Genomic DNA, 23,879 nt, shown 5'->3' on the forward strand with positions numbered 1-23,879 from the left:
TTGTTGGTATTACGATTACCTTTAGTATTGAATTAGAAATCTTAAAAATAAAGCCTGTGCATGCGTGCAGGCTTTTCATTTTTTCAGGGTGTAAAAAGTTACTTTTAGTCTTTTGTTAACGATATAATTCATTGTTATTCCGTAATTTAGCAATAAATGATTGTATATGAAAAGAAATCTACTTTTTAGTATAGTATCTTTATTTTTCTTAGGCACGCTGGTTGCAAATGCGCAACAGCCTATACAACCACCACCGCCTATGAATGAAGATACTTCGGTTTCTATGTGGAACGATTTACCCGTTACCAAACTGGATTCGTCTGATATATACCCAACTATAGCTACTGATTTTATAAGTATCAAAAAACCCTTTCCGGGTCGTTATATGCTCGTTAAAATTAAAGATATAGCCGGTTTTCCTTTGTTAGAACACAATCTGGAGGCCAATAATATAATAGACGTTTCTATGCTGCGCAGTGGTACTTATATTATCAAGATCATTTCAGATTATGAGATTGCCCTGGGCAAATTTGTGAAATTATAAAGAGTTTTCTTCTGTATCTTCGTGTGCAGCTCTTTTTAGTACGGTGTCCGGCAATGATTTTTTAGCTTTAGCGCCCATCTTTTTGAGTTTTTCGATAGAGGTTATGATATTTCCTCTTCCCTCAAAAAGCTTGCTCATAGCGCCTTTATATTCATTTTTGGCTTCATCCATTTTCTTGCCTACTTTTGTGAGATCTGAAATAAAACCTTCAAATTTATCATACAATGCTCCTGCCTGACGGGCAATTTCAATAGCATTTCGCTGTTGTTTTTCATTGTTCCACATCGTGTCTATTGTTCGTAAAGTAGCCAGAAGAGTAGAAGGGGTCACAATAACAATATTTTTTTCAAACGCTTTGTTATAAAGTGTATTATCCTGGTTAATTGCAATAGCAAATGCAGGCTCTATAGGGATGAACATAAGCACAAAGTCAGGACTTTCCATCTCATAAAGGTCTTCATATTTTTTTGCTGAAAGTTGCTCAATATGCCTTTTTATAGAATTTACATGTTCCTTGAGGAACAGGGCCTGTTCTTCGTTTTCCGTATTTACATAGCGTTCATAGGCCGTGAGCGATACTTTGGCATCAATGATCATCTTTTTTCCGTCAGGAAGGTGAATAATAACATCAGGCATAACACGGGTGCCGTCATCCCGGGTAAATGATTGTTGTACCTCATATTCTCTGTCTTTCTCGAGTCCTGATTTTTCCAGTACCCTTTCCAGAACAAGCTCCCCCCAGTTTCCCTGCATTTTACTATCGCCTTTCAAGGCTCTGGTTAGGTTCAGGGCTTCCCGGCTCATTTGCTCGTTGAGTTCTTTGAGTCCAAGAATTTGCTGCCGTAATGCCGCGTGATAGTCAATACTCTCTTTGTGGGTAGCTTCCACCTTTTTTTCAAAAAGTTGTATGCGTTCCTGTAGCGGGCTCAAAAGGTTTTTTATGTTTTCTCTATTCTGAAGAGTAAACTTGGTAGATTTTTCATCCAGAATTTTGTTGGCCAGGTTCTCAAATTCTTTGGTAAATTTTTCCTGAAGCCTGGTTACTTCTTCTTTTTGCTCATCATGTCGGGACCTGAGGTTTTCAAACTCCGCATTGCGCCGGGTAATTTCAATATGTAACAGATCTTTCTCCTTACGTATCTCTTCTTTTTCATCAATAAGAATGTCTATTTGGCCCCTCAAATCAGATACTGTATTCGTGAGCTGGTTCTCTCTTTCCAGAAGTGTACTTTCTCTGGATCGCGTTCGCAGGTTTTGTATATACGTTCCTAATAAGGTTCCCAGAAATACACAAATTAAAGCTATGAGTATAAAAACGAGATATTCAGGCATTAGATCATTGTTTAATATGTCAAAGATAAGATTTTACCAAACGATGTCTCTTTATAAAGGTGTTTTGTGGAGAAGTCATTATTTCTGTATCCTGAAGCTGCCTGTATTTTTATCAAATTTTATGAGATCTTCGGGAAAAAGTGATGTAAAACAGCCGTTCTCTATAAGTTCACACGGTTCGCCAAAAGCAGTGCCCGAATCTTGCATCACCAGCATATAATCACACAATTGTATGGCCAATTCTATTTCGTGAGAAGAAAAGAGTATGGTTTTTCCCGTTTCATGGGCTATATGTTTTAATAGTTTCAGAATATAAGCCTTGTGGTAAATATCCAAATGTGTTGTAGGCTCATCAAGTATGATTAATGGGGTGTCCTGGGCCAGTGCACGGGCAATCATGACCTTTTGTAGCTGGCCGTCACTCAGTTCAAAACACTTTTTATGTTGAAGTGAATGAATATTCACAAGTTGGAGAGATTCTTTTATTTTCTCAGAATCTGAAGAGGTTAACGTCCCCATCCAGTTTGTATAGGGATGTCTTCCTAATGCTACAACCTCTCCAACCGTCAGGTTGCGGGAAGGAGGTTGTTCGGTTAATACCAGGCTTAGTTTGGAGGCCAGTCCGGAAGAGGTATATTGCTCTAAGCGTGTTTTGTGTAAAAATATGTCACCAGACAATGCCGGCTGTATGCCAGCCAGGGTTCTGAGTAAAGTAGATTTACCAATTCCGTTAGGTCCTGTAACTGCAGCCAGTTCTCCTGTGGAAAGTGAAAAAGAGATGTTTTTCTCTATTACAGACATGCTTTTTTTACTTCGATAGCCAATAGAGAGGTCTTTAACAGCAAGGACGGTATGTTTTTTTTTCGTTGTGATAAAAATTGTTTTGAATTAGAATAACATTCTCTTCCTTTTTACCAGAAGCCATATTACTACCGGCGCTCCTATCATAGAAGTAATCGCATTAATGGGTAATGTGTACTCAGAAGCAGGTAATTGTGCAATAGTATCGCAAATTAACATAATTATTGCACCAGACAATGCTACTGCGGGCATTAAAACTTTATGGTTTTGGGTAATAACCACCAAACGAGTGAGGTGAGGTACGGCGAGGCCTATAAAAGCAATAGGCCCGGCAAAAGCGGTAACGCTTCCTGCAAGTAAGCTGGTGGCTATAATAATAAGATATCTGGATTTCTTTACATTAAGCCCCATACTGGCTGCATAGTTTTCACCTAGCAACAATGCATTTAATGATTTTAAGGCACCAACAGACAATACTGTGCCTATAAGGAAGATAAGAACAAAAACTGCTAGCTGGTTCCAGCTTAAGTTGCCCAGGCTTCCAAAAGACCAGAATACGTATTGCTGAAGTTTTTGCATATCGCTAAAAAAGGACAGCACACTAACGATAGCGGTGGTAATGCTGCCAAACATAAGTCCTATAATAAGGATTGCCATAGTATCTCTTACACGGGCAGCTACGCCTACAACGGCAAGAAGCACCAGAAAACTACCCAAACTGGCGGCTATAGCAAAAGAAAGTGTACTGTTTGCCATACCTGCAAGGGAGCCTGTAAATAGAGAAGCCCCGAAAACTAAAATAGCGACCCCTAAACTTGCACCTGAGCTAATACCAAGAACAAAAGGGCCGGCAAGCGGATTTCTGAATAAGGTTTGCATAAGCAGGCCGCTTATGGAGAGAGCACTTCCCGTTACCAGTGCTGTAACTGCTTTGGGTAACCGATAGTTAAAAATAATATAACTCCATGATTCCTTAAATGGAGGGTCGCCGGTGAGAATTAGCAGGATATCTTTTATTGGTATTTGTACAGAACCCAGACTAATGTTAACTAAAAGGGAGAGTACCAGTATGGCACCCATTATTAAAAAATAACTTCTATATGAGCGTACGGGTTTCAACTACTCAAGTGGTTTTAAAAAATAAGGTTGGTGATCTGGTAAGATCCCGGGGTGTATAATATGGATAAGATCTTTTAAGACAATATCAGGCCGGTTAGGAGCCAGTTCATAATATAAAACCCCTCCTGTAGGACCGCGTGTAAGCGAAAATGTAAACACCTTACGGTCCTTAAAAGCCTTAAATTTCATATAGTGTTGGTTGGCTTCCTCTATTTCTTTATATGAAACAAACTGAGAGGGACCTATCCAGAAATCGGCTTTTTGCCCTTTTTCCAATACATTTTCAAAATTGAGAGAAAGACTGCCTGTACCTTCTGTATCTTCCCATAAATAAGCCGCATTGGCATCTTTTAGAAATTGAGCCGCCCAGCTGTTTCCGGCAGGCAGGTACCAGACATCTTTGTACATGGCACCTGCCAGTACAGTGGGTTTATTTGAAGCCGATTGTACCATTTTTTTTGCATTTTCATATTCTTTTTCGATAGAAGAAAAAATACTGTCTGCTTCTTTTTCCTTTTTAAAAAAAGGGGCAAAGAATTTTATCCATTCGGCTTTACCCAAAGGAGTTTGTTCGGTCCAGTCACCATTGTAAACTACAGGGATATTAGACTTTCTAATAGTTTCATAGGCTTTATTTCTGTTATCTATCGAAAAACCTACCACTACTTCCGGTTGCAGATCTAAAAGAACTTCGGTATTTATAGTTTCATTTTTCCCCAGTTCTTTTATCTGGCCTTTTTCAATTAGCTTTCTTGTTTTCTGTGAGGAAATAAATTCAGTATTGGGGAACGCGGTAAGTGTATGTTCAACACCCAGCATTTCCAGTACAGGAATATGAGTAGTAGAGGTAACTACCACCTTTTCTACGGGCACCCCGATAATAGCATCATATTGATCTGCGGGTAATGTGGTAAATGCCATCTCTGTTTTATCAATAAGCGCATATGTAAACGTTTCTTCACTTTCATTCCAGGGAGAAGAGACTGAAATTACAGTGATAGCCCCCTGTTTTTCTACCGTAAAACCTTTTGCATGGGAGATCTGGGATAGGGTAGTACTGGGTTTTGGAGTATCAGGGATACGTTGATTTTCCGATGGATGCTCCGTATTTTTTTTACAATTTGCCAGCAATAACAGGATAAAGAAAAAGTAATAGGTTTTCATATGTTCTAGGCTTCAATAGTCAACTTCCAAAATTACCATTAATATTTGAAAGTAAAGATATACCTAAAAAGCAGTATTTCCCGGATCATACTCCCCATATATTGTTAGTAAAGTTTTGCGCGTAAAACATTTAAGTAAACTGTTCATATCTGTATCCTGTGCATATTTTAAGAAAGAAGTCATAATCAGAAATAAAAAGATAGTATATTTATCTCCGATTTAAGGTTTGATGTGTCCCTTCAGGAGATGTCAATTAAAAGGGAATTCGGTGAAAAACCGGAGCTGTTCCCGCAACTGTAAGCTTTGTTCTGAAACGAATGCTTGCTAACTCTCTTTTAGCCACTGTTCTGCATTTAGTGCAGAATGGGAAGGCCGTTAGCAAGACGCAAGCCAGGAGACCTGCCTTTATCAATTAACTATTGTCAAACTTTCGGGATAAAAGTTTAGGTATGGGTAAGCTACATACTTTTTTTCCCTTTTATTTAAACTAACATGAATAAAAGATGTATTTCTTTTGTGTCATTAGCTATGTTCGTATTGGCAGCTAAGGCACAACAAACGCCACAACAACTGGAAGAAGTAGTGGTGACAGATTCTCGGTTCGAATTAAAACGTGAAAACTCCGGTAAAATGGTAATTACCATTTCAGAAGAAGAACTGGAAAAAAACCAGGGAAAAACCCTGGCAGAGATCATTAATGCAAAAAGCGGATTTGAGGTAAACGGAAGCCGAAGTAATGCAGGTCAAAACATAAGTACGTTTGTGCGTGGTGGTAATAACCGGCAAGTGCTTGTGATTATAGACGGTATTCAGGTATCAGACCCTTCGTCTATTACAGGAGCTTATGATCTGAGGCTTATAGATATTTCGCAAATAGCTTCTGTAGAGATCGTAAAAGGAGCTGCAAGTACCCTGTATGGAAACAATGCAGCAACAGCCGTTATTAACATAACGACTAAAAAGTCTGGAGATAAACCTATAGAAGCCTTCATACAATCATCAGTAGGGACAAATCAGTCTCAGAAAGAGGATGCATACAATCCTGCCGATTTTTCCAACGCACTGACTTTACGAGGCTCCGCCGGTGAATTGTCGTATGTAGCCGGATTTTCTCAACAATATACAGACGGCCTTTCCGCTGTCATAGATGAAGATAGTTTTGAGCGTGATCCTTTCTCAAAGATCAATGGTATCCTTAAACTGGGATATCGTTTTACAGAGCAGTTCAACCTTACTATTTCCGGTAACTACGATAAGTACAATGCGGCATTTGATAATTCTTTTCCTCTGGAAGATGCTCCTTTTGAATCGAGAAGTGAGCAGGTACGTTTTACCGCTAGCCCCTCTTTTACATATAAAAACGGTAGTTTGGTACTAAATGCTGCTTACAATAGGATACAAAGGGACATTACCTCAGGTATTACTACAGAGCTTGATGCAGAGAACTATGTGATAGACCTTTACAATAAATATACATTTAACGATAAATTCTACACCATTATAGGGGTTAACCATATCAATAACAAAGCAGTTTTTGAAACCGATACCGATTTTTCCATAACAGACCCTTATGTAAATGCAGTTTGGGTATCTGATTTCGGATTAAACATGAATGCAGGTATGCGCATGAACAATCATAGTGAATACGGAAGCCATTTTACCTACAATCTAAACCCATCGTATGTATTTAAATTAAACGATGACTATCTCAAAATTTTGGGTTCGTTTAGTACTTCTTATATTACCCCTACATTGACACAGCTTTTTGGGCGTTTTGGACCAAATCCTGACCTAGAACCGGAAGAAAACCGAACGCTGGAGGGAGGTGTCGAATACCGTAATAATAGCAATCTTAGAATAAGTGGTGTTTTTTTTAACCGCTTTGAAGAAAACTTTATAGACTTTGTAACCTTAAATGTTGATCCGTTTGAAGGGATCTATCAAAATTTAGACCAGGATTTTACCGTACAGGGTCTGGAACTGGAACTGGAGGCACAACCTATCAATAAAGTTTCATTTAGTGCCAATTACACATTTACAGAATCTAAGGACCGTATCGCACTGCGAATTCCTAAACACAAGGCCAATGCCAGCTTAGCATACGATGTGTCTGAAGACATGTTAGTGTCGGTTAATTATCAGTTTACTGATGAACGACTAGACCTCAATGAGGTAGATCTCGATTCTTTTTCTATCGTAGATTTTTATGTAAGTCATATGTTTATGAACAAAAAAATGAAAGTATTTGCGAATGTTAATAATCTACTTAATGAAGATTACCTCGAAGTAGCCGGTTTTATGACCCGTGGAAGAAATGTACGTATAGGATTTTCACTTACGCTTTAAACTAAAAAGGGCCGCTGCAAGCGGCCCTTTTTCAAATATAAATACTAATGTTAATTCAACTCAATATACATATTATCTTTTGTAGGTTTAAACATTTTGGAATTAGTGATCTCTTTTATGGGTATTACTGGCGTACTAATAAGGCTTCTGCTAATAGTACCTGTTATTTCCTGAATGGCCCTTGCCAGAAGAGGCTCGTTCTGAGAACCTAAAACCCCCAGGTTTGAAAGATCTTCTTTAAGCTCTATATCAGGAACCAAACCTGATGTGTAATCAGAGTCTCCTATGGAGTTTTCATTGCGCCCTACTAAAGGCTGTACCGCATAGGTATGATTAGGGTTAATTTCGTTAAAATTCCTCGGCCTGTATCTTAAATCTGCATTAGGCGCATCAAATAAAGTAATAGAGAACTCATTTTTACCTGTGGTAACATCCCCAATGTGAATTACATTTATATGCGGTTCCAGACCGTTAATAACCAGTTCGCTGGCAGAAGCACTACTGTTTAATGCCAAAATATAGACTTTAGTAAGGTTAAGGCTGTTAATGGCACTACCGTTCACCTGGCTGGGAAACTCAGTATTTCTGGCAACTCTGTTCTGAACATTGCTGTTCCAAACACCTTTAAGAAAAAGGTCTCCATTAAACTGTCCGGTTATCATACTTGCCAGAGCTGCTGATGAATTTACAGAGCCGCCCGGGTTATAGCGAAGATCGAGCACCAGTTCGGTTACTCTTGCACTTTTAAGCTGCCCGAATGCGTCATTAAGTTCGTCATCAAAATTAGAGGTAAACGCGTTATACATAACATACCCTATTTTAGTACCGTTTACATCAAAATGGGTACTTATTAACACCGGATTTTCCGTAAGCTCCTGTTTGGTGAGGGATACTTCCCTGCTATTGGGTGTAATAACACCTCCGCTTATATCGGCCATATTTAAGGTGTAGGTGTCATTAGACCCAAAAAGAAGATTGACATAATTGTCAAGCGTAAGTGTCTGGCCATCCACACCTGTAAAAGCATCTCCTCTTTGAATATTTTTGGTAGCAGCATCAGAACCGGGAATAATGTACCTCACATACCCAAATACGTTGGTAGTTCCGGTAATACGGCCCAGTCCAAACTCAACCCCGTTAGATTTGAAAACCCCCTGTTGTGAATTGAGGAGTTCCACATAATCATCTGTGATAAAACTAAAACGATCAATTGCCGCAGATTCTCCTACCACATTTATATGTTGGTTACAGAGGTTAAAAAAGAGACTTTGGGGGCTGCTAAAACGGGAAAGAAAGGATTCATACTCGTCATTATTACGAAAACGGTCATCTGCCAGATCCTCAACATCTTCTTGCCAGAGATACCAGTAATTCATACTTTTCCAGATAAAATCCTGTACCTCTAGATCACCTGATACGGCAATAACGTCATCATCATTATCGGAGCAGGAAGCAAAAACCAGCATGAAACCGGCTAATAAAAGAAAGACTTTTTTCATAAAAAATGGTTTAATATCATAGCAACTAAAGCACCAAATTACTAAATAGTATTATGAATATAAAACTTTTTGTAACAAAAAGGAGAGTAGTTCGTCTTCCTTGTATAACACCCTAAGAAGTGTTGCTAACCGACCAAAGATGAAACAGTCTGAATTTTTAAAGATAGTAATACCGTTTAAGGACAAGGTTTTTCGATTAGCTAAACGATTGTTGGTTTCTGTAGAAGAAGCAGAAGATGCCACCCAGGAAATACTTTTGAAGTTATGGACCAACAAAGAGGGAATAGGCAAATACAAAAATGTAGAAGCCTTTACCATGACGATGACCAAGAACTATTGTCTGGATCGTTTAAAGTCAAAACAGGCATCAAACCTTAAACTGGTTCACAGTAATTATAAAGATGAACAGGTTTCTTTGCAAAAGCAGTTAGAAGCAGAAGATAGTGTACAGTGGATGAACCGGATCATGAAAAACCTTCCGGAGCAACAAAAACTGGTACTACAATTAAGAGATATTGAACAGTATGAATTTGATGAAATAGCAAAAATGCTGGAAATGAACCCTACCGCAGTACGAGTAGCACTGTCGAGAGCCCGAAAAACCGTGAGAGAAGAATTGATAAAAAAACATAACTATGGAGTTAGTTAATACTATAGAAAAATTGTTAGAAAAGTACTTTGAAGCTACGACCACCGTGGCTGAGGAGAAGGAATTACAGGCTTACTTTTCCGGGGATGATGTAGCACCTCACCTCGAAGAGTATATACCTATGTTCCAGTCTTTTTCAATAGCCAGACAAGAGCGTTCTACCAGACCCGTTCCATTAAAACCTCAAGTAAATATAATAATATATAGGTGGATTTCTGTGGCAGCAGTAGCGGTTCTTGCATTTGGTATTTATTTTGGCAACTGGTATAGCGATAAACAAGAAATAGAAATGGCCTACCAGGAAACCCAAAAAGCGTTTGAGTTAATTGCCCAAAACCTTGACAGAGGTACTAAGAAAATGGGATATCTCAATGAGTTTACAAATACAAAAAGTAAAATTTTAATTAACGATTAAAAAAAAGATCATGAAAAAAATAGTTTTATGTATAGCATTGGCTGCTTTTCCAATAATTCTTTCAGCCCAATCCATTTTCGATAAATTTGAAGATATGGATGATGTAAGTACGGTAGTCGTAAATCAGAATATGTTTAAGCTTTTCTCTCGTATTGAGGCCGATGATCCGGAAGCAAGAGAGTTTATGGAAATGGTGAAGTCACTTAAAGATCTCAAAGTGTTTATTACGGAAGACAAAGCGGTTTCTGAAGAAATGAAAGCTACCGTAGATACCTACCTTAAGCGTTCTTCATTGCAGGAACTTATGCGGGTAAAAGATAAAGAAACCAATGTGAAGTTCTATATCAGGCAGGGAAGAGATGAAGACCACGTAAGCGAATTGTTAATGTTTGTTACCGGTATTAAGGAAGTAGAAGCTAATGGCAGGAAAATAGAGACCGTTTTGCTCACGCTTACCGGAGACATAGACCTTACCAAAATCAGTACCTTAACAAAAAAGATGAACCTTCCATCCGAATTGGAAAAGGCAGATAAGAATAAGTAATTAAAAAGTTCCTTAAATGGATATGGACACCTTCTCTTATAAAAAGTTGAGTCCATATCCATTTAAGAGATCTAAACTATTAATATAAATCTTTTAAAGATGAGAACAGTACGTACATTTTTTCTTCTCCTTATAGCAGGGATGCTTTTCCAATCTTGCAATAACTCCCAAAGTTTGCAACAATATTATGTAGATAATCAGGCTAATTCTGATTTTATGGCTATAGATTTTCACACAAGTATGCTGAATATAGAAGAAGCAGATCTGGATGAGGCACAAAAGGAAGCATACCAATCTATACGAAAACTAAATGTACTTGCTTTTAAGCTTACTGAGGAAAACAAGCAGACTTTTGAAGAAGAAAGAATCAAAGTAAGAGAGATATTAAAAAATCCGAGATACAAGGATCTGGTAAAGCTCAATTCGGGAGGTATAAAAGCTACGGTGAAATATCTCGGGGAAGAAGATGCGATAGACGAGGTGATCATTTTTGGGATCAATGAAGAAATGGGATTTGCCGTAGTTCGTGTATTAGGAGAAGATATGAGGCCTGAAAATGTAATGAAGCTTATGTCTGTTGTAGAACAAAGTGGTGCCGGAGAGAACTCACTGGAAGCTTTGAAAGGCTTTTTAGGTCAATAAAGAGATGGTATAAGGTTCAAATCAATCAAAGTGTTAATTAAGCGAAACCCCGTTATCAAAGGGGTTTTGTTTTTTTGGTATTTCTGAGTTCTTTAGATCCCGGTATAATTAAAAGGAGTAATTGCCTTTAATTCTTCTTTAATGGTATTGTTTACAGAAAGTGTATCAATAAAATCGGAAATGGTGTTTTGTGTGATCCTGCTATTGGTTCGGGTTAACCCTTTAAGGGCCTCGTACGGATTGGGATACCCTTCTCGTCTTAAAATGGTTTGTATAGCCTCGGCCACTACAGCCCAGTTGTCTTCGAGATCTTTGTCAAAACGTTCTTTGTTCAGAAGCAGTTTGTCAAGCCCTTTTAAGGTTGCCTCAAATGCTATAAGGGTATGCCCGAAAGGTATTCCTATATTTCTGAGAACGGTACTGTCTGTAAGGTCTCTTTGCAGCCGGGAAACTGGTAATTTGGCAGAAAGATGTTCAAAAAGAGCATTGGCGATCCCTAAATTACCTTCCGAATTTTCAAAATCGATGGGGTTTACTTTATGCGGCATCGCAGAAGAGCCTACTTCTCCCTCTTTAATACGCTGTTTAAAATAATCCATAGAAATGTAGGTCCAAATGTCGCGGTCCAGATCAATTAAAATCGTATTAATGCGTTTCAACCCGTCAAAAACGGCTGCTGCATGGTCATAATGCTCAATTTGAGTGGTGGGAAAAGAGTGGTAAAGCCCCAGTATGTTCTCAACAAAATCTTTACCAAAAGCCTTCCAGTCTGTATCGGGATAGGCAACGTGGTGTGCATTGAAGTTTCCGGTAGCTCCGCCAAATTTGGCCGCAAACGGAATTTGCTGTAAAGCTTTTAATTGCTCTTCAATACGCTTTATAAAAACAAGTATTTCTTTTCCAAGACGTGTAGGTGAAGCCGGTTGCCCGTGGGTACGGGCCAGCATGGAGACCTCTTTCCAGTTGTTTGACAATTGATCCAGTTTTGCAACCAGTCGTGTTAACGTAGGTAAATATGCCTGCTGAATAGCTTCTTTTATAGATAATGGGACTGCTGTATTGTTAATATCCTGTGAAGTAAGGCCAAAATGTATAAATTCTTTATACGCTGAAATACCCAGATGTTCAAAGCGCTCTTTTATAAAATATTCTACAGCTTTCACATCATGATTGGTGATACTTTCAATGTCTTTTATCGCCTTTGCATCTGATGAGGTGAAGTTTTCATAGATATTTCTAAGATCGTCATACAAGGAAGCGTCAAAATTTGCAAGTTGTGGTAACGGCAGGTTACAAAGGGCTATAAAATATTCGATCTCTACACGTACCCTGTATTTTATGAGTGCCTCTTCGGAGAAAAACGCAGATAGTATTTGGGTTTTATTACGATAACGTCCGTCTATGGGAGAGATTGCATTAAGTGCCGTAAGCTGCATAACAGTAATTTTTAAGAAGGCTCAAAGATACTTCATAAGCCACATATAATAAAGTCTTATTCTTTTTCTTTATGCAGTTTTTCAAGGGTTTTTATGGCAGCAGCTTTAAAGCCGGGAGATTGTTTTGGTATTTGCAGCTTTAATACACTTACAAGTTCTGGATGTATCCATGCAAACTTTTTTCCTAAAAGGTGCAAAGTGTAAATAGAGTACGCTTTGGGAGCTACTTTTACATCGCTTATTAACCAGTCAAAACACGCTTCTGTTATTCGTTCCAAATGCAGATCATTAATTGCATTTTTAAGGGGTGTATCTTTTTTGGCGAAATAATGTTTGGTGAGTAGCTGGCATGTTTTGGCAACGGGTCGTATAGAAGATTCCCTGGAAAACCCTTTCAGGTTCTCTGTAAACTCGTCGAGATACGGAATGAGTAGAGTGGGGTTTTTAAGCATGACAAACTCCAGAATCCAGCACGCACGTGAAGAAACCTCATTATGAAACTGGTAGCAAATTAGAAGCAGTTCGGGAAATAAATCAGGCTGACGAATTACTTTTTCTGCCAGGCGCAGGCGGGTTTCGCGATATGCTTTTAATGTTTCAAGTTCTTCGTAAAAGGTTTTCGCAGCCATATTTTTTGTTACTTTTAAAGCTCAAAATTTACATCAAAATGAAAATACTGAAAAAAATTCTGGTAGCATTGTTACTTGTCTTAATTGTTATGCAGTTTTTCCGCCCTAAGAAAAATCAGTCTGATGTAGTTCCTGCTACAGACTTCCTGGCAGTGACCAATCCTACTCCGGAAGTACAATCACTGGTTAAAAATGCCTGTTATGACTGTCACTCTAATCATACACGCTATCCCTGGTACAGTGAGGTAGCTCCTTTTTCGTATATAATTGCAGAGCATATAAAAGATGGAAAAAAGCATCTCAACTTTTCTGAATGGGATAATTATAGCACAAAGAAAAAAGCACATAAACTTGAAGAGTTTGTGGAAGAAGTAGAGGAGGCACACATGCCCCTGGATTCATATACCTGGCTTCATAAAGATGCGAAATTGTCTCAGGAACAGATCACCAAACTCACCAACTGGGTGAAAGATGTACATTTTATTTACCAGTTAGGCGATTCGCAATAAGAGGTACTCCTTCGGTAGCTTTTTGTGCAATAACGTGAAGTTTATGCATATCGTTTTCCCGTAAAGAGGGTTCGGGATCTATAAAATAAATGGGAACATCGGTTTTTCTATAATGTACAAGATTGGCGGCCGGATACACTTGCATTGATGTACCAATAACCAAAATAAAATCGGCCTGCTGTATTACAGGAATGGCAACCTCGATCATAGGAACCATTTCTCCAAACCATACAATATGTGGTCTTAACTGGTGTTGATGCTCGCAAAAATCACCGAAGCTTAGATCTTCTCTCCAGTCGTAAATAAGGTTCTCATCAAAAGTGCTCCTTACTTTTAAAAGTTCACCATGCAAATGTAGCACTTTGGTACTGCCTGCTCTTTCATGCAGGTCATCAACATTTTGAGTAATTACCGTTACGTCAAAATCCTCTTCCAGTCGGGCAAGAGTAAAATGTGCAGTATTTGGTTGTACCGTAAGAAGTTGTCGTCTTCGTTTATTGTAAAAATCAAGTACCAGTTCCGGATTTTTTTCCCACCCAAAAGGCGAGGCTACTTCCATAATGTCATGACCTTCCCAGAGGCCGTCTGCTCCTCTAAAGGTACTGATACCGCTTTCGGCACTAATGCCTGCACCTGTTAGTGCCACCAGTTTTTTCATTTTCTGATTTTTTTCAAATTTAAGATAACACCTATATTTGACAAAACAGAATTTATGAACCAGATAAAACTTCTCAAATACCTGGAGGGTTTTATGACCGAAGAACGTAAAAAGCGTTTTTTGGAAATACTCTCAAACCGTACCAAACATTTTACGGTAGTTATGGAAGATGTTTTTCAGGCGCATAACACCAGTGCGGTAATACGCAGTTGCGATGTTTTTGGGTTACAGGAGGCACATTTTGTTGAAGAACGATTTGGGAAAAAGCTGGACAGCAAAATTGCTATGGGAGCACAAAAATGGGTAGATGTGCACAGGTATGCCAAAACAGAAGATTGTATTGTACACTTACAAAAAAAAGGGTATCAAATAATTGCAACCACCCCACATAATGATTCTTGTTTTCTTGAGGATTTCGACATATCTCAAAAAAGTGCGTTTTTCTTCGGAACAGAAAAGCAAGGTCTTTCCGATGAAGTCATGGAAAAAGCAGATGGTTTTCTAAAAATACCTATGGCAGGTTTTACCGAGAGCCTCAACATTTCGGTTTCGGCGGCTATTATTTTACATTCGGTAACATCCCGGTTGCGAAAATCAGATATTCCCTGGCAACTTTCTGAAGATGAAATTCTTGAAAAAAGAATAGACTGGGCCAGGAAGACCGTAAGGAGCGTTGAGGATATTCTCTCAAGGTACTATTCTGATAATGAATAATTTAATATTTTTTTAGCATTTTATTTTTTAAATTTACATAACAACCTAAACCACAACTCAATGACAATACTGTTTTATATACTGGGAGCCCTGGTACTTGTTTTTGTTATACTTCTTATAATAGCTCCTAAAACATACGATGTTTCAAGAACTGTTGAGGTCTCCAGACCACTTCCTGAGGTATTTAATTACCTAAAACTGCTAAAAAACCAGGACGAATGGTCGCCCTGGAGCAAAAAAGACCCTAATATGCAAAAAGAATTTACGGGAACCGATGGTACTGTAGGCGCTATCTATTCCTGGAAAGGCAACAAAGAAGTAGGTGAGGGCGAACAGGAGATCACAGGTATTGAAGAAAACAGGATTATTGAAAGCCGGTTGCGTTTTTTCAAACCCTGGAGGTCTGAGTCTGATGCTTATATAAGTGTGGAAGAATCCGGAGATAATAAAACGCGGGTAATATGGGGGTTATCAGGAAAGAATAAATTTCCCGTGAGTATATTGATGATCTTTATGAATATGGATAAAATGGTAGGTAAAGACTTTGAAGAAGGTCTTGCGAACCTTAAAAGTATTTTAGAAAAATAATAATTTTACTAGTATGGAGTATAATATAGTAGGATGGTTTGAAATCCCGGTACTGGATATGGGCCGGGCAAAGAAATTTTATGAAACCGTATTTGATGTTAATCTGCATCAGGAAGATTTTGACGGGGTTTTAATGGCGTGGTTTCCTTTTGCTGAAGGTAAGCCGGGAGCCCCGGGATCTCTTATTTTGCATAAAGACAGTTACCAACCTGATGCTCATAAAGGAGTGTTGCTCTATTTTTCTTCGCAAAACGTATCAAATGAACTGGGAAAGATAGAAGAGGCGGGAGGAACCATTTTACAGGGAAAAACACTTATTTCCGAAGAAATTGGATATATGGCCACTTTTCTGGATAGCGAAGGTAACCGGATAGCTTTGCATTCAAGAGCATAGCCTTTTACAGTAACCTATATTCTATATAACCGCGGTTTGTTTAATGTAAGGCTCAGTTTTATTGACAGGACAGGCGTGCGCTCCATGAATCTGTTTGATTTGGTGGTGTAGCCGTCTCCACGATCAATGTATAAATATCAGAACTACTACTTTTCCTAAACCTCAAATAAGTAGCTCCGGAAGCCAGTGATAATCCCCACGGCCCTGGATAATTAGCAGTTCCAATCCAATTTGATTCAGCTACATCATTACCATTACTGTCTTTTATTCTAAATCTGTTTGGAACATCAGCAGGACTAACAAACATAGAAATAGTAGCTCCTGTATTTACGCAGCTTACATCAAAGTCCTCATCGGGATATATGTAATAACTACTCGTGATTCCATAAAAACCCCCAAAACTCCCTCCGCAATCATCCGTACAGGGAGGAGATTGTTTGCTTATGGCCTTAATGGTTTGACATACCCCTCCATTGATAGAAACTGTTAGGTTACCACCGTTGAAAGTTGATGAAAAACTTACATTTATATTGGTTGTTCCCTGACCAGAAGTTATGGTCATAGTACTGATATTACTAACGGACCATTGAATAGAGGAAGGACTGATAGTGGGACTTTTTGGTGTTACAGAATACGATCTTACCGTTCCGGCAACTACCGATGAAGGACCATTTAAAGGATTGTCACAGGAAAAGCCTCTTGCAGAAATGGATATTATATTTTCACTTATTTCAGAAGATTCGTAATCGAAATCGGTTTCCGAAGTACAGGCGGTAGCAAAAAAAAGTACGATAATTAAATAATAAAGTTTGGAAGCTCTCATTGTCAGTTATTTATTGGTTACCCAAAAATAAAAAATTAACTTAGGATTACAATAAAATAAAGAATAATTGATAATAAAAAATAAGAAAAAACTTTAAAAATAAATAATACAATGTAAAAAATCTGATTGGAATTATGTGGTATGAAAGTTAATCATACATATCGTTTTCGATCCCGTTTTTGCCTGATTAAATATTATCATTACTCAAACCATGGGAAACAAAAGATCATTGTAAACAAAAGCAATCAAGTTCATAACAATATGGGCTAACCAGGTTATCCTGAAGCCATTTGTATCATTTCGTTCTTTTCCGATGAGGTAAATAAAAGCAAATACAAAACCAATGATCAATGTAAAAACTATGTAATAAATATTGTAATAATGAGCTAATCCAAATAATAAAGCAGAAAGAAATAGGGCCAGTATCTTAAATGAAACGTTTTTTTTAAAATATAAAATAAGCTCAATTACACAGTACTGGAACAAAAAAGTTTCAATCAGCGGTCCGATTATAACAGAAGTAATAAAAATATAAAGTAAGCTTTTACCTTCTAAAAAATCAACACTTAAAATATCATCACCTACAAAATATTTAATAATAAAAGAACCTGAAAACTGCAGAGTAATTAATAGAAAAAAGGTTGTAAGAATAAATCTTTTTTTACCTGTATTCTTAAAGTAAACTATGAGATCTCTCAACATACTTGTTTAATAAGCAATTATGATCTTTTGTTTTTTTTAATTTAGTTTGGTAAGAGTAGCCAAATATTTTTCATTCAGGAAGATAACTTTTTACAACAATCTATATTCCATATAACCGGCGGTTTGTTGGGCTACTTCTTTTCCATGAAGTTTTTCTACCAGATGAAAAGACATATCTATACCTGCCGAGATCCCACCGGAGGAGTAAATATTACCGCTGTTAGTAAAGCGTTTATTTTTCTGAGGAGCTCCATCGGGTACCAGTTCCTGCATATCGCCATAAACCTGGTGATGGGTACAGTATGGTTTACCTTTTAAAAGACCTGCCATTGCCAACATACGGGAACCCGAACATACACTGGCTATAATTTCAGTTTTTGGATACACGGCCTTTATCCAGTTAATCACCTCTTTATCTTTTATCACCTTACGCGTACCATTCCCACCAGCCAAAATAAGAATATCCGGTGAAGGAGCTTCTTCTATTGCATAATCAGGGTTTACAGATAAACCATTAACCGCAGTAATGGCATCGCGTGTTTTGGCAAGAGTGAATACATTAAAAAGAGCATGATCGTTTAGTTGCGAAGAAACTGAAAACACTTCAAACGGGCCTGCAAAATCCAATACCTCGGCTTCATCAAAAATAAAGATCCCTACATTCCTTTTCATAGGTGTTGTATTGAAAATACTACCTGGCAAACTATTTCACTGGTTTTGCCCATCTTCATCTATTAGGATATCCAATATCTGGATGGCGGCTTCACTTATCTTGGTTCCCGGGCCAAATACGGCAACAGCACCTGCATCAAACAGAAATTCATAGTCCTGTTGTGGTACAACCCCCCCTACAATGACCATAATGTCTTCCCTGCCATATTTTTTTAACTCGTGAATCACTTCGGGAACCAGTGTTTTATGACCTGCTGCCAATGAAGATACTCCCAGAATATGCACGTCATTTTCAACGGCTTGTTTGGCGGCTTCTTTGGGTGTTTGGAATAACGGACCTATATCTACATCAAAACCAAGATCTGCGTAGCCGGTAGCCACTACTTTGGCTCCGCGATCGTGGCCATCCTGTCCCATTTTAGCGATCATAATTCGGGGACGCCTTCCGTCTATTTCTGCAAATTTATCGGCCAGTTTCCTGGCTTTTTCAAAATTCTTATCGTTATTGATCTCCTTTGAATACACGCCGCTAAATGATTGTATTTTTGCTTTATATCTTCCATATACCGCTTCAAGTGCATCACTAATTTCTCCTAAAGTGGCTCTTTCTCTGGCGGCATCAATAGCTAAAGCTAATAAATTTCCTTGATCTGTGCGGGCACATTGCGTTAATTTATGTAAAGCGGCCTCAACTTTTTTATGATTTCTGTGCTGTTTTAACTGTTGTAGTTTTTCCAGTTGTTGTTTTCGTACTGTTTGGTTATCTACTTCCAGAATGTGAAGAGGGTCTTCTTTTTCCAGTCTGTACTGATTGACCCCCACAATAATGTCTTGAGAGCTATCTATACGGGCCTGCTTTCTTGCAGCAGCTTCTTCTATTCGCATTTTGGGAATACCAGCTTCAATAGCTTTGGTCATTCCCCCTAAATCTTCTACTTCCTGTATCAATTTCCATGCTTTCTGTGTAATATCATGGGTGAGACTTTCTATATAGTGACTCCCCCCCCAGGGATCTACCGTTCGGGTGATACTGGTTTCTTCCTGAAGGTATAACTGTGTATTACGGGCAATTCTGGCAGAGAAATCGGTTGGCAGGGCAATGGCTTCGTCCAAAGCGTTTGTATGTAAGCTTTGAGTACCTCCAAAAGCAGCGGCGGCAGCTTCAATACAGGTTCTGGCCACATTGTTAAAAGGGTCTTGTTCTGTAAGGCTCCATCCACTGGTTTGGCAGTGTGTACGCAGGGCAAGTGATTTTTGGTTTTTAGGATCAAATTGTTTTACGAGTTTGGCCCAGAGCATCCTGCCTGCTCTCATTTTAGCAATTTCCATAAAGTGGTTCATACCAATGGCCCAGAAAAAGGAGAGACGCGGTGCAAAATCGTCAATAGACATACCGGCATCCAGCCCCGTACGTATATATTCAAGACCATCGGCCAGTGTATAAGCAAGTTCAATATCGGCCGTAGCACCTGCTTCCTGCATATGATATCCTGAAATACTGATACTGTTGAATTTAGGCATGTTTTTGCTGGTAAATTCAAAAATATCGGCAATGATCTTCATGGAGGGCCCGGGTGGATAAATATAGGTGTTACGCACCATGAATTCTTTTAAGATGTCATTCTGGATGGTGCCAGAGAGGTCTTTGATGGTTACGCCCTGCTCCTGGGCAGCTACTATATAGAATGCCATTACCGGGAGTACGGCCCCGTTCATGGTCATGGAAACCGACATTTTATCGAGCGGGATACTGTCGAAAAGAACCTTCATATCTTCAACCGAATCGATTGCCACCCCGGCTTTGCCAACATCACCAACTACGCGTTCATGGTCAGAATCATAGCCCCTGTGCGTGGCGAGATCAAAAGCCACAGAAAGTCCTTTCTGGCCGGCAGCAAGGTTACGTCTGTAAAAAGCATTACTCTCCTCCGCCGTTGAAAATCCGGCGTATTGACGTATGGTCCACGGCCTTTGTACATACATGGTGCTGTAAGGGCCTCGTAAATAGGGAGGAATACCGGCTGCAAAATTTACATGAGGGATATGCTTACTGTCATTTTCAGTATATAGCGATTTTAATTCAATGCCTTCGGCGGTAACAAACCCTGAAGAATCAGGGTTACCGGCAGACGCGGCATTATCTGAAAGTTTTATATGTTGTAGATCTCTGCGTTGGGTCATATAACGATGGTATTGGATACGAATTTCTACGTACTATTTTTTGTTTTCTTTCTCAAGGCGCTCCTGTTCATATTCTTCTGAGAGCCTTCTCCTCACTACCGGTTCAATCAAGGTTTTTCGCACCTCTTTTTTTACAAAAGGATAGATCTCGATATCGTCTTTCATCCGGTCATCGGGATTTGGGTATTTATTGGTCCCTACCAATACGCGTTCTCCCCGGTTAAAAGCTTCCTGTTCTTTTTGGGCGCTTTCCCGTATTTTTTTCTGAATAGTATGTTCTTTAAGTTGTTTGAGAAAGCCTCCTACCTTTTCTATTTGCAAGAACAGTTCCAGTGCCCCCTCAGCCAGTTGTTTGGTAAGCGTTTCTATATAGTAAGCGCCATCTGCCGGATTCCGTACTTTGTCAAAATAACTTTCGTGTTTCAGTATTAATAATTGATTTCGACTTATACGTTCTCCAAAATTATTGTCTTTGTGATAAATGGCATCATAAGGAAGGTTACAAAGGGTATCGGCACCTCCCAGAATTCCACTCATCATTTCGGTGGTAGTTCGCAGCATGTTCACATTATAGTCATATATTGTTTTGTTACGATAGGAAGGCATGGCAATTATATGGCAAGGGGATTTTATATTATATTCTGCGGTGAGTACGGCATACAATTCTTTCATAGCCCTTATTTTGGCTATTTCCATGAAATAATCTGAACCTATGGCTACCTGAAAAAGGATACTTCTTTCTGATGTTAAAAGAGGTAACAAACTATGATTTTCCAGGATATTAAAATATTCATTGGTAAGGGCCAGCGTGTAGGCCAGTTGCTGTATGCTGTGCGCACCTGCATTTTGGTAGAGTGAATTGTCAACGGAAAAAACAGTATTGATACCTGGTATTTTGACAATATCTCTCCAGACCTCTTGATCTTTCTGAAGGTTGGCAAACCAGTTGCCGGAAGCTGCCAGGTTTCCAATGATGTCATTTTCCAGAAAAATGTTTACGGGAGCCCCTGAAACGAACTCATTGAGTGTTTTAACAAAAGAAAGTGACAGAAATTGTGGTGAAATAAATATGTTTACTGGCCTGGTAACTATACCTTTTAACAGTTTGGAAAGATCAATTTTTTCATCAGGGATCACAAACCATAAGGAATCTACTCCTTTTGTAAGTGCTTCTACTCCTTTTTCATTTGCTGCTTCTGCATTTTTTACATAGATACGCTGTGAAGTACTCCAAGCCTTACCGGTAGTGCAGGTGGCTCTAAAAGTATCCTCATCTGCATGATAAAAGGGTTTTACCGCTATCTTTTCGGGGGTTTCGCTAATAAGGGTTTCGTTGTAATCGGCACCTTTCAGGTCAAACTGTATTTTTTGTTTCCACTGCTTTGCGGATATGCTATGGAATTCATCAAACAGGGATTTAGTCATTGTTCTTTTTCTGTTTTATGCTGTCGGGATCTTCTATAAGATAGATCTCTTCATTACTTCTTTTTAAATAATACTGCTCACGCGCATATTTTTCGAGACCTTCTTCTGTATCCAGTTTTTCTATCATTTTTTTATCTTTCTGAATTTCGGTCTGAAGGTGTTTTCGTTGTTTTTCGAGTTTTTGAATTTCTTTATTTAATTCTCTGTGGGTGAGATATGCGTTTGAATCGAAAAAAAGCATCCAGACGGCAAAAACGGTAAGTATAAGCACATAAATATTGCCAAATATGCGAAACCATTTTTTTTGTCTGAGTTCTTTAAGCTTCATAGATCAGGTAATACGTTGGTTAATAATGGTTCTTACGATATCTATGGCCACTGTGTTGTGTTTATTGTTGGGAATAATTATATCGGCATATTCCTTCATGGGCTCTATAAACTGCTCGTGCATAGGTTTTAAGGTGGTTTGATATCTGGTAAGTACCTCTTCAATATCTCTCCCTCTTTCAGAAATATCTCTTTTGATCCTTCGTATGAGTCGTTCATCCGAATCGGCGTGAACAAAGATCTTAATATCAAACATATCTCGTATTTGTGCGTTGGAAAGTATAAGAATACCTTCTACGATCATTACTTTTCGAGGATGTGTATGTATCGTATCTTTGGAACGGTTGTGCTTCACAAAAGAATATACGGGCTGGTGAATGGGTTTCCCTGCTTTGAGTAGTTTGAGGTGCTCTTCCAGCAAATCAAAATCAATGGCGCGAGGATGGTCAAAATTGATCCTGGTGCGCTCCTGATACGAAAGATGCGAGGTTTCTCTATAATATGAGTCTTGAGAAATAACCCCTACTTCGTTTTCCGGTAGCTCATTGATAATTTGATTTACTACAGTAGTTTTACCGCATCCGGTTCCTCCTGCAATCCCAATAATAAGCATGCACTGTTTTTTAAGCAAATTTAAGGATTGCAATTGAAACTATGCGTTTTTTTAAAAGAGGGTACCTTTTCTTTAAGAAGGAGTATAAATAATACCCGATGAAGAATCTCTGGACGCGCCTGTGACAGAAGCGAGTACATTAGTACTGTTACACTCTTTAAGTGCACCCATTAAGCCAAAAACCAGCGCCTCTTTAAAGTCGATAAGCCGGGTTTCAGGAACTACCACTAACACGGCCTTGCCTAGTTTTTGTTGTAACGTTTCAATAAAGAAACTGTTTTTGGCTCCGCCACCGGTTACCAGTAATTGTCCTTTTTTGCCGTGTAATGGTTCTTTTTGAATGGTACCGGCAATTTTTTCGGCTATATGATGCACAGAAGTATGCAGCAAATTCTCAATACTATCTGATGTATGGTCTATAATGGGAATTACTTTTTCCAGAAACCACTCATACCCAAGTGATTTTGGATAAGGTAATGTGTAATACTCAAGTGCATTTAAGTTGTGGAGGAGGTCTTGATTGAGAATACCGCAGCGGGCCCTCTCACCGTTGTGATCATAGGCTTTTCCTATTTTTCCTATGATATGATTTAACAGCATATTGGCGGGTGAAACGTCAAAAGCGATCCTTTTACCTTCTTTTTTAAAGGAAATATTGCTAATACCACCAAGATTTAAACAAAAATCATAAGTGTAAAAAAAGTGTTCATCGCCAATAGGGGCAAAGGGAGCTCCCTGTCCGCCTAGAATGAGGTCATTGCTTCTAAAGTCGCAAATAACTTTTACGCCACAGGTATTGGCAATGTGCTGTCCTGATCCTATTTGATAAGTGATCCCTTTTTCGGGTTGATGAAAAACCGTATGACCATGAGAAGCAATAAAGTCTGGTGACAATGCTTTCTCTTCTATAAAAGTAGCAACTTGTTGCCCCAACCATGCTCCATACCAATTATTTAATTGTAATAACTCTAAAGCTTCAAGATGTACAGAGTTTTTTAGTTTTTCTCTAAAAGAAGAGGTGTACTCAATGCTTTTGGTCTCAAGTATGCTAAACTGCCACTGGTTATTTTCAAAATAAATATGGGAATACGCCATATCCAGTCCGTCCAGAGATGTTCCGGACATAAGTCCTATTACTTTATAATTGTTCATA

General features: G+C 38.7%; 26 protein-coding genes and 1 riboswitch. Of the genes, 10 read left to right on the forward strand and 16 right to left on the reverse strand.

Annotation, left to right across the window (positions count from 1 at the left end):
• Positions 1-166 precede the first annotated feature (166 nt).
• Positions 167-544, forward strand: coding sequence for a T9SS type A sorting domain-containing protein (locus tag WAO84_RS04530; protein WP_340063893.1), 378 nt, complete (start codon positions 167-169; stop codon positions 542-544).
• Here WAO84_RS04530 and WAO84_RS04535 read toward each other — a convergent pair.
• From WAO84_RS04535 to WAO84_RS04550, 4 genes are all read right to left on the reverse strand, one after another.
• Complete coding sequence (locus tag WAO84_RS04535) at positions 539-1,876, reverse strand: DNA recombination protein RmuC (RefSeq protein ID WP_340063895.1); 1,338 nt, start codon at positions 1,874-1,876, stop codon at positions 539-541. The genes WAO84_RS04530 and WAO84_RS04535 overlap by 6 nt on opposite strands.
• A gap of 78 nt (positions 1,877-1,954) precedes the next feature.
• A complete protein-coding gene (locus WAO84_RS04540) occupies positions 1,955-2,749 on the reverse strand; it encodes an ABC transporter ATP-binding protein (protein WP_340063980.1) in 795 nt (264 codons plus the stop codon).
• 15 nt (positions 2,750-2,764) lie between these two features.
• Complete coding sequence (locus tag WAO84_RS04545) at positions 2,765-3,796, reverse strand: FecCD family ABC transporter permease (RefSeq protein ID WP_340063896.1); 1,032 nt, start codon at positions 3,794-3,796, stop codon at positions 2,765-2,767.
• A complete protein-coding gene (locus WAO84_RS04550; protein ID WP_340063898.1) occupies positions 3,797-4,960 on the reverse strand; it encodes an ABC transporter substrate-binding protein in 1,164 nt (387 codons plus the stop codon). It abuts the gene before it with no gap.
• Positions 4,961-5,165: 205 nt separating this feature from the next.
• A riboswitch (cobalamin riboswitch) is annotated at positions 5,166-5,381 on the forward strand.
• A 71-nt stretch (positions 5,382-5,452) separates the two neighbouring features.
• On the opposite strand from WAO84_RS04550, the gene WAO84_RS04555 reads away from it, so the two are divergent.
• A complete protein-coding gene (locus WAO84_RS04555) occupies positions 5,453-7,306 on the forward strand; it encodes a TonB-dependent receptor plug domain-containing protein (protein ID WP_340063899.1) in 1,854 nt (617 codons plus the stop codon).
• Positions 7,307-7,356: 50 nt separating this feature from the next.
• On the opposite strand, the gene WAO84_RS04560 is transcribed toward WAO84_RS04555, so the two are convergent.
• Positions 7,357-8,805, reverse strand: a complete 1,449-nt coding sequence (locus tag WAO84_RS04560) for a S41 family peptidase (RefSeq protein ID WP_340063901.1) — start codon at positions 8,803-8,805, stop codon at positions 7,357-7,359.
• 139 nt (positions 8,806-8,944) lie between these two features.
• Between WAO84_RS04560 and WAO84_RS04565 the strand changes: the two genes are divergently transcribed.
• The 4 genes from WAO84_RS04565 to WAO84_RS04580 all read left to right on the forward strand — a co-directional run bounded on the left by WAO84_RS04565 (position 8,945) and on the right by WAO84_RS04580 (position 11,055).
• Positions 8,945-9,454, forward strand: a complete 510-nt coding sequence (locus WAO84_RS04565) for an RNA polymerase sigma factor (RefSeq protein WP_340063902.1) — start codon at positions 8,945-8,947, stop codon at positions 9,452-9,454.
• Positions 9,441-9,869 (forward strand): hypothetical protein, encoded by a 429-nt coding sequence (locus tag WAO84_RS04570; RefSeq protein ID WP_340063904.1) that lies wholly within the window; start codon positions 9,441-9,443, stop codon positions 9,867-9,869. The genes WAO84_RS04565 and WAO84_RS04570 overlap by 14 nt, the downstream gene beginning before the upstream one ends.
• Before the next feature lie 10 nt (positions 9,870-9,879).
• Complete coding sequence (locus WAO84_RS04575) at positions 9,880-10,413, forward strand: DUF4252 domain-containing protein (RefSeq protein ID WP_340063905.1); 534 nt, start codon at positions 9,880-9,882, stop codon at positions 10,411-10,413.
• Positions 10,414-10,512: 99 nt separating this feature from the next.
• A complete protein-coding gene (locus WAO84_RS04580) occupies positions 10,513-11,055 on the forward strand; it encodes a DUF4252 domain-containing protein (protein ID WP_340063907.1) in 543 nt (180 codons plus the stop codon).
• A 92-nt stretch (positions 11,056-11,147) separates the two neighbouring features.
• Here WAO84_RS04580 and purB read toward each other — a convergent pair whose 3' ends face one another.
• Together purB and WAO84_RS04590 are read right to left on the reverse strand one after the other, a co-directional pair.
• Entirely contained in the window at positions 11,148-12,491 is a 1,344-nt protein-coding gene (gene purB / locus WAO84_RS04585) for an adenylosuccinate lyase (RefSeq protein WP_340063908.1), read from the reverse strand.
• Between the two features lie 56 nt (positions 12,492-12,547).
• On the reverse strand, positions 12,548-13,120 hold the full coding sequence (locus WAO84_RS04590; protein ID WP_340063909.1) for an adenylosuccinate lyase: 573 nt from the start codon (positions 13,118-13,120) through the stop codon (positions 12,548-12,550).
• A gap of 38 nt (positions 13,121-13,158) precedes the next feature.
• Here WAO84_RS04590 and WAO84_RS04595 point away from each other — a divergent pair, with 38 nt between their 5' ends.
• Positions 13,159-13,629 (forward strand): heme-binding domain-containing protein, encoded by a 471-nt coding sequence (locus WAO84_RS04595; protein ID WP_340063910.1) that lies wholly within the window; start codon positions 13,159-13,161, stop codon positions 13,627-13,629.
• Here WAO84_RS04595 and WAO84_RS04600 read toward each other — a convergent pair.
• On the reverse strand, positions 13,601-14,287 hold the full coding sequence (locus WAO84_RS04600) for an SIR2 family NAD-dependent protein deacylase (protein WP_340063912.1): 687 nt from the start codon (positions 14,285-14,287) through the stop codon (positions 13,601-13,603). The genes WAO84_RS04595 and WAO84_RS04600 overlap by 29 nt on opposite strands.
• A gap of 54 nt (positions 14,288-14,341) precedes the next feature.
• Between WAO84_RS04600 and WAO84_RS04605 the strand changes: the two genes are divergently transcribed.
• From WAO84_RS04605 to WAO84_RS04615, 3 genes are read left to right on the forward strand one after another with little or no spacing between them, the layout of a single operon-like run.
• On the forward strand, positions 14,342-15,001 hold the full coding sequence (locus tag WAO84_RS04605; protein WP_340063913.1) for a TrmH family RNA methyltransferase: 660 nt from the start codon (positions 14,342-14,344) through the stop codon (positions 14,999-15,001).
• A gap of 60 nt (positions 15,002-15,061) precedes the next feature.
• Positions 15,062-15,589 carry an SRPBCC family protein gene (locus WAO84_RS04610; RefSeq protein ID WP_340063914.1) on the forward strand — a complete coding sequence of 176 codons (528 nt, stop codon included), beginning with the start codon at positions 15,062-15,064 and terminating at the stop codon, positions 15,587-15,589.
• 13 nt (positions 15,590-15,602) lie between these two features.
• Positions 15,603-15,983: a VOC family protein gene (locus WAO84_RS04615; RefSeq protein WP_340063916.1), complete on the forward strand. Its 381-nt coding sequence runs from the start codon at positions 15,603-15,605 to the stop codon at positions 15,981-15,983.
• A gap of 58 nt (positions 15,984-16,041) precedes the next feature.
• Here the strand turns inward: WAO84_RS04615 and WAO84_RS04620 are convergent, their stop codons facing one another.
• From WAO84_RS04620 to WAO84_RS04650, 8 genes are all read right to left on the reverse strand, one after another.
• Positions 16,042-16,806 carry a hypothetical protein gene (locus WAO84_RS04620; RefSeq protein ID WP_340063919.1) on the reverse strand — a complete coding sequence of 255 codons (765 nt, stop codon included), beginning with the start codon at positions 16,804-16,806 and terminating at the stop codon, positions 16,042-16,044.
• Between the two features lie 204 nt (positions 16,807-17,010).
• Entirely contained in the window at positions 17,011-17,508 is a 498-nt protein-coding gene (locus WAO84_RS17190) for a CPBP family glutamic-type intramembrane protease (protein ID WP_422614472.1), read from the reverse strand.
• Between the two features lie 90 nt (positions 17,509-17,598).
• Positions 17,599-18,180 carry a DJ-1/PfpI family protein gene (locus tag WAO84_RS04625; RefSeq protein WP_340063921.1) on the reverse strand — a complete coding sequence of 194 codons (582 nt, stop codon included), beginning with the start codon at positions 18,178-18,180 and terminating at the stop codon, positions 17,599-17,601.
• Positions 18,181-18,216: 36 nt separating this feature from the next.
• On the reverse strand, positions 18,217-20,361 hold the full coding sequence (gene scpA, locus WAO84_RS04630; RefSeq protein ID WP_340063922.1) for a methylmalonyl-CoA mutase: 2,145 nt from the start codon (positions 20,359-20,361) through the stop codon (positions 18,217-18,219).
• 33 nt (positions 20,362-20,394) lie between these two features.
• Positions 20,395-21,786, reverse strand: a complete 1,392-nt coding sequence (locus WAO84_RS04635; RefSeq protein WP_340063924.1) for a methylmalonyl-CoA mutase subunit beta — start codon at positions 21,784-21,786, stop codon at positions 20,395-20,397.
• A complete protein-coding gene (locus WAO84_RS04640; RefSeq protein ID WP_340063925.1) occupies positions 21,779-22,114 on the reverse strand; it encodes an FtsB family cell division protein in 336 nt (111 codons plus the stop codon). The genes WAO84_RS04635 and WAO84_RS04640 overlap by 8 nt, the downstream gene beginning before the upstream one ends.
• Positions 22,115-22,117: 3 nt before the next feature.
• Entirely contained in the window at positions 22,118-22,726 is a 609-nt protein-coding gene (udk, locus tag WAO84_RS04645; RefSeq protein WP_340063926.1) for a uridine kinase, read from the reverse strand.
• A 72-nt stretch (positions 22,727-22,798) separates the two neighbouring features.
• The gene (locus WAO84_RS04650; protein WP_340063927.1) at positions 22,799-23,878 is read right to left on the reverse strand and encodes an anhydro-N-acetylmuramic acid kinase; all 1,080 of its coding nucleotides are present in this window, start codon (positions 23,876-23,878) and stop codon (positions 22,799-22,801) included.
• Between the last annotated feature and the right edge of the window lies 1 nt (position 23,879).

The organism is Ascidiimonas aurantiaca, assembly GCF_037646345.1.
GTDB classification, from domain to species: Bacteria; Bacteroidota; Bacteroidia; order Flavobacteriales; family Flavobacteriaceae; genus Ascidiimonas; species Ascidiimonas aurantiaca.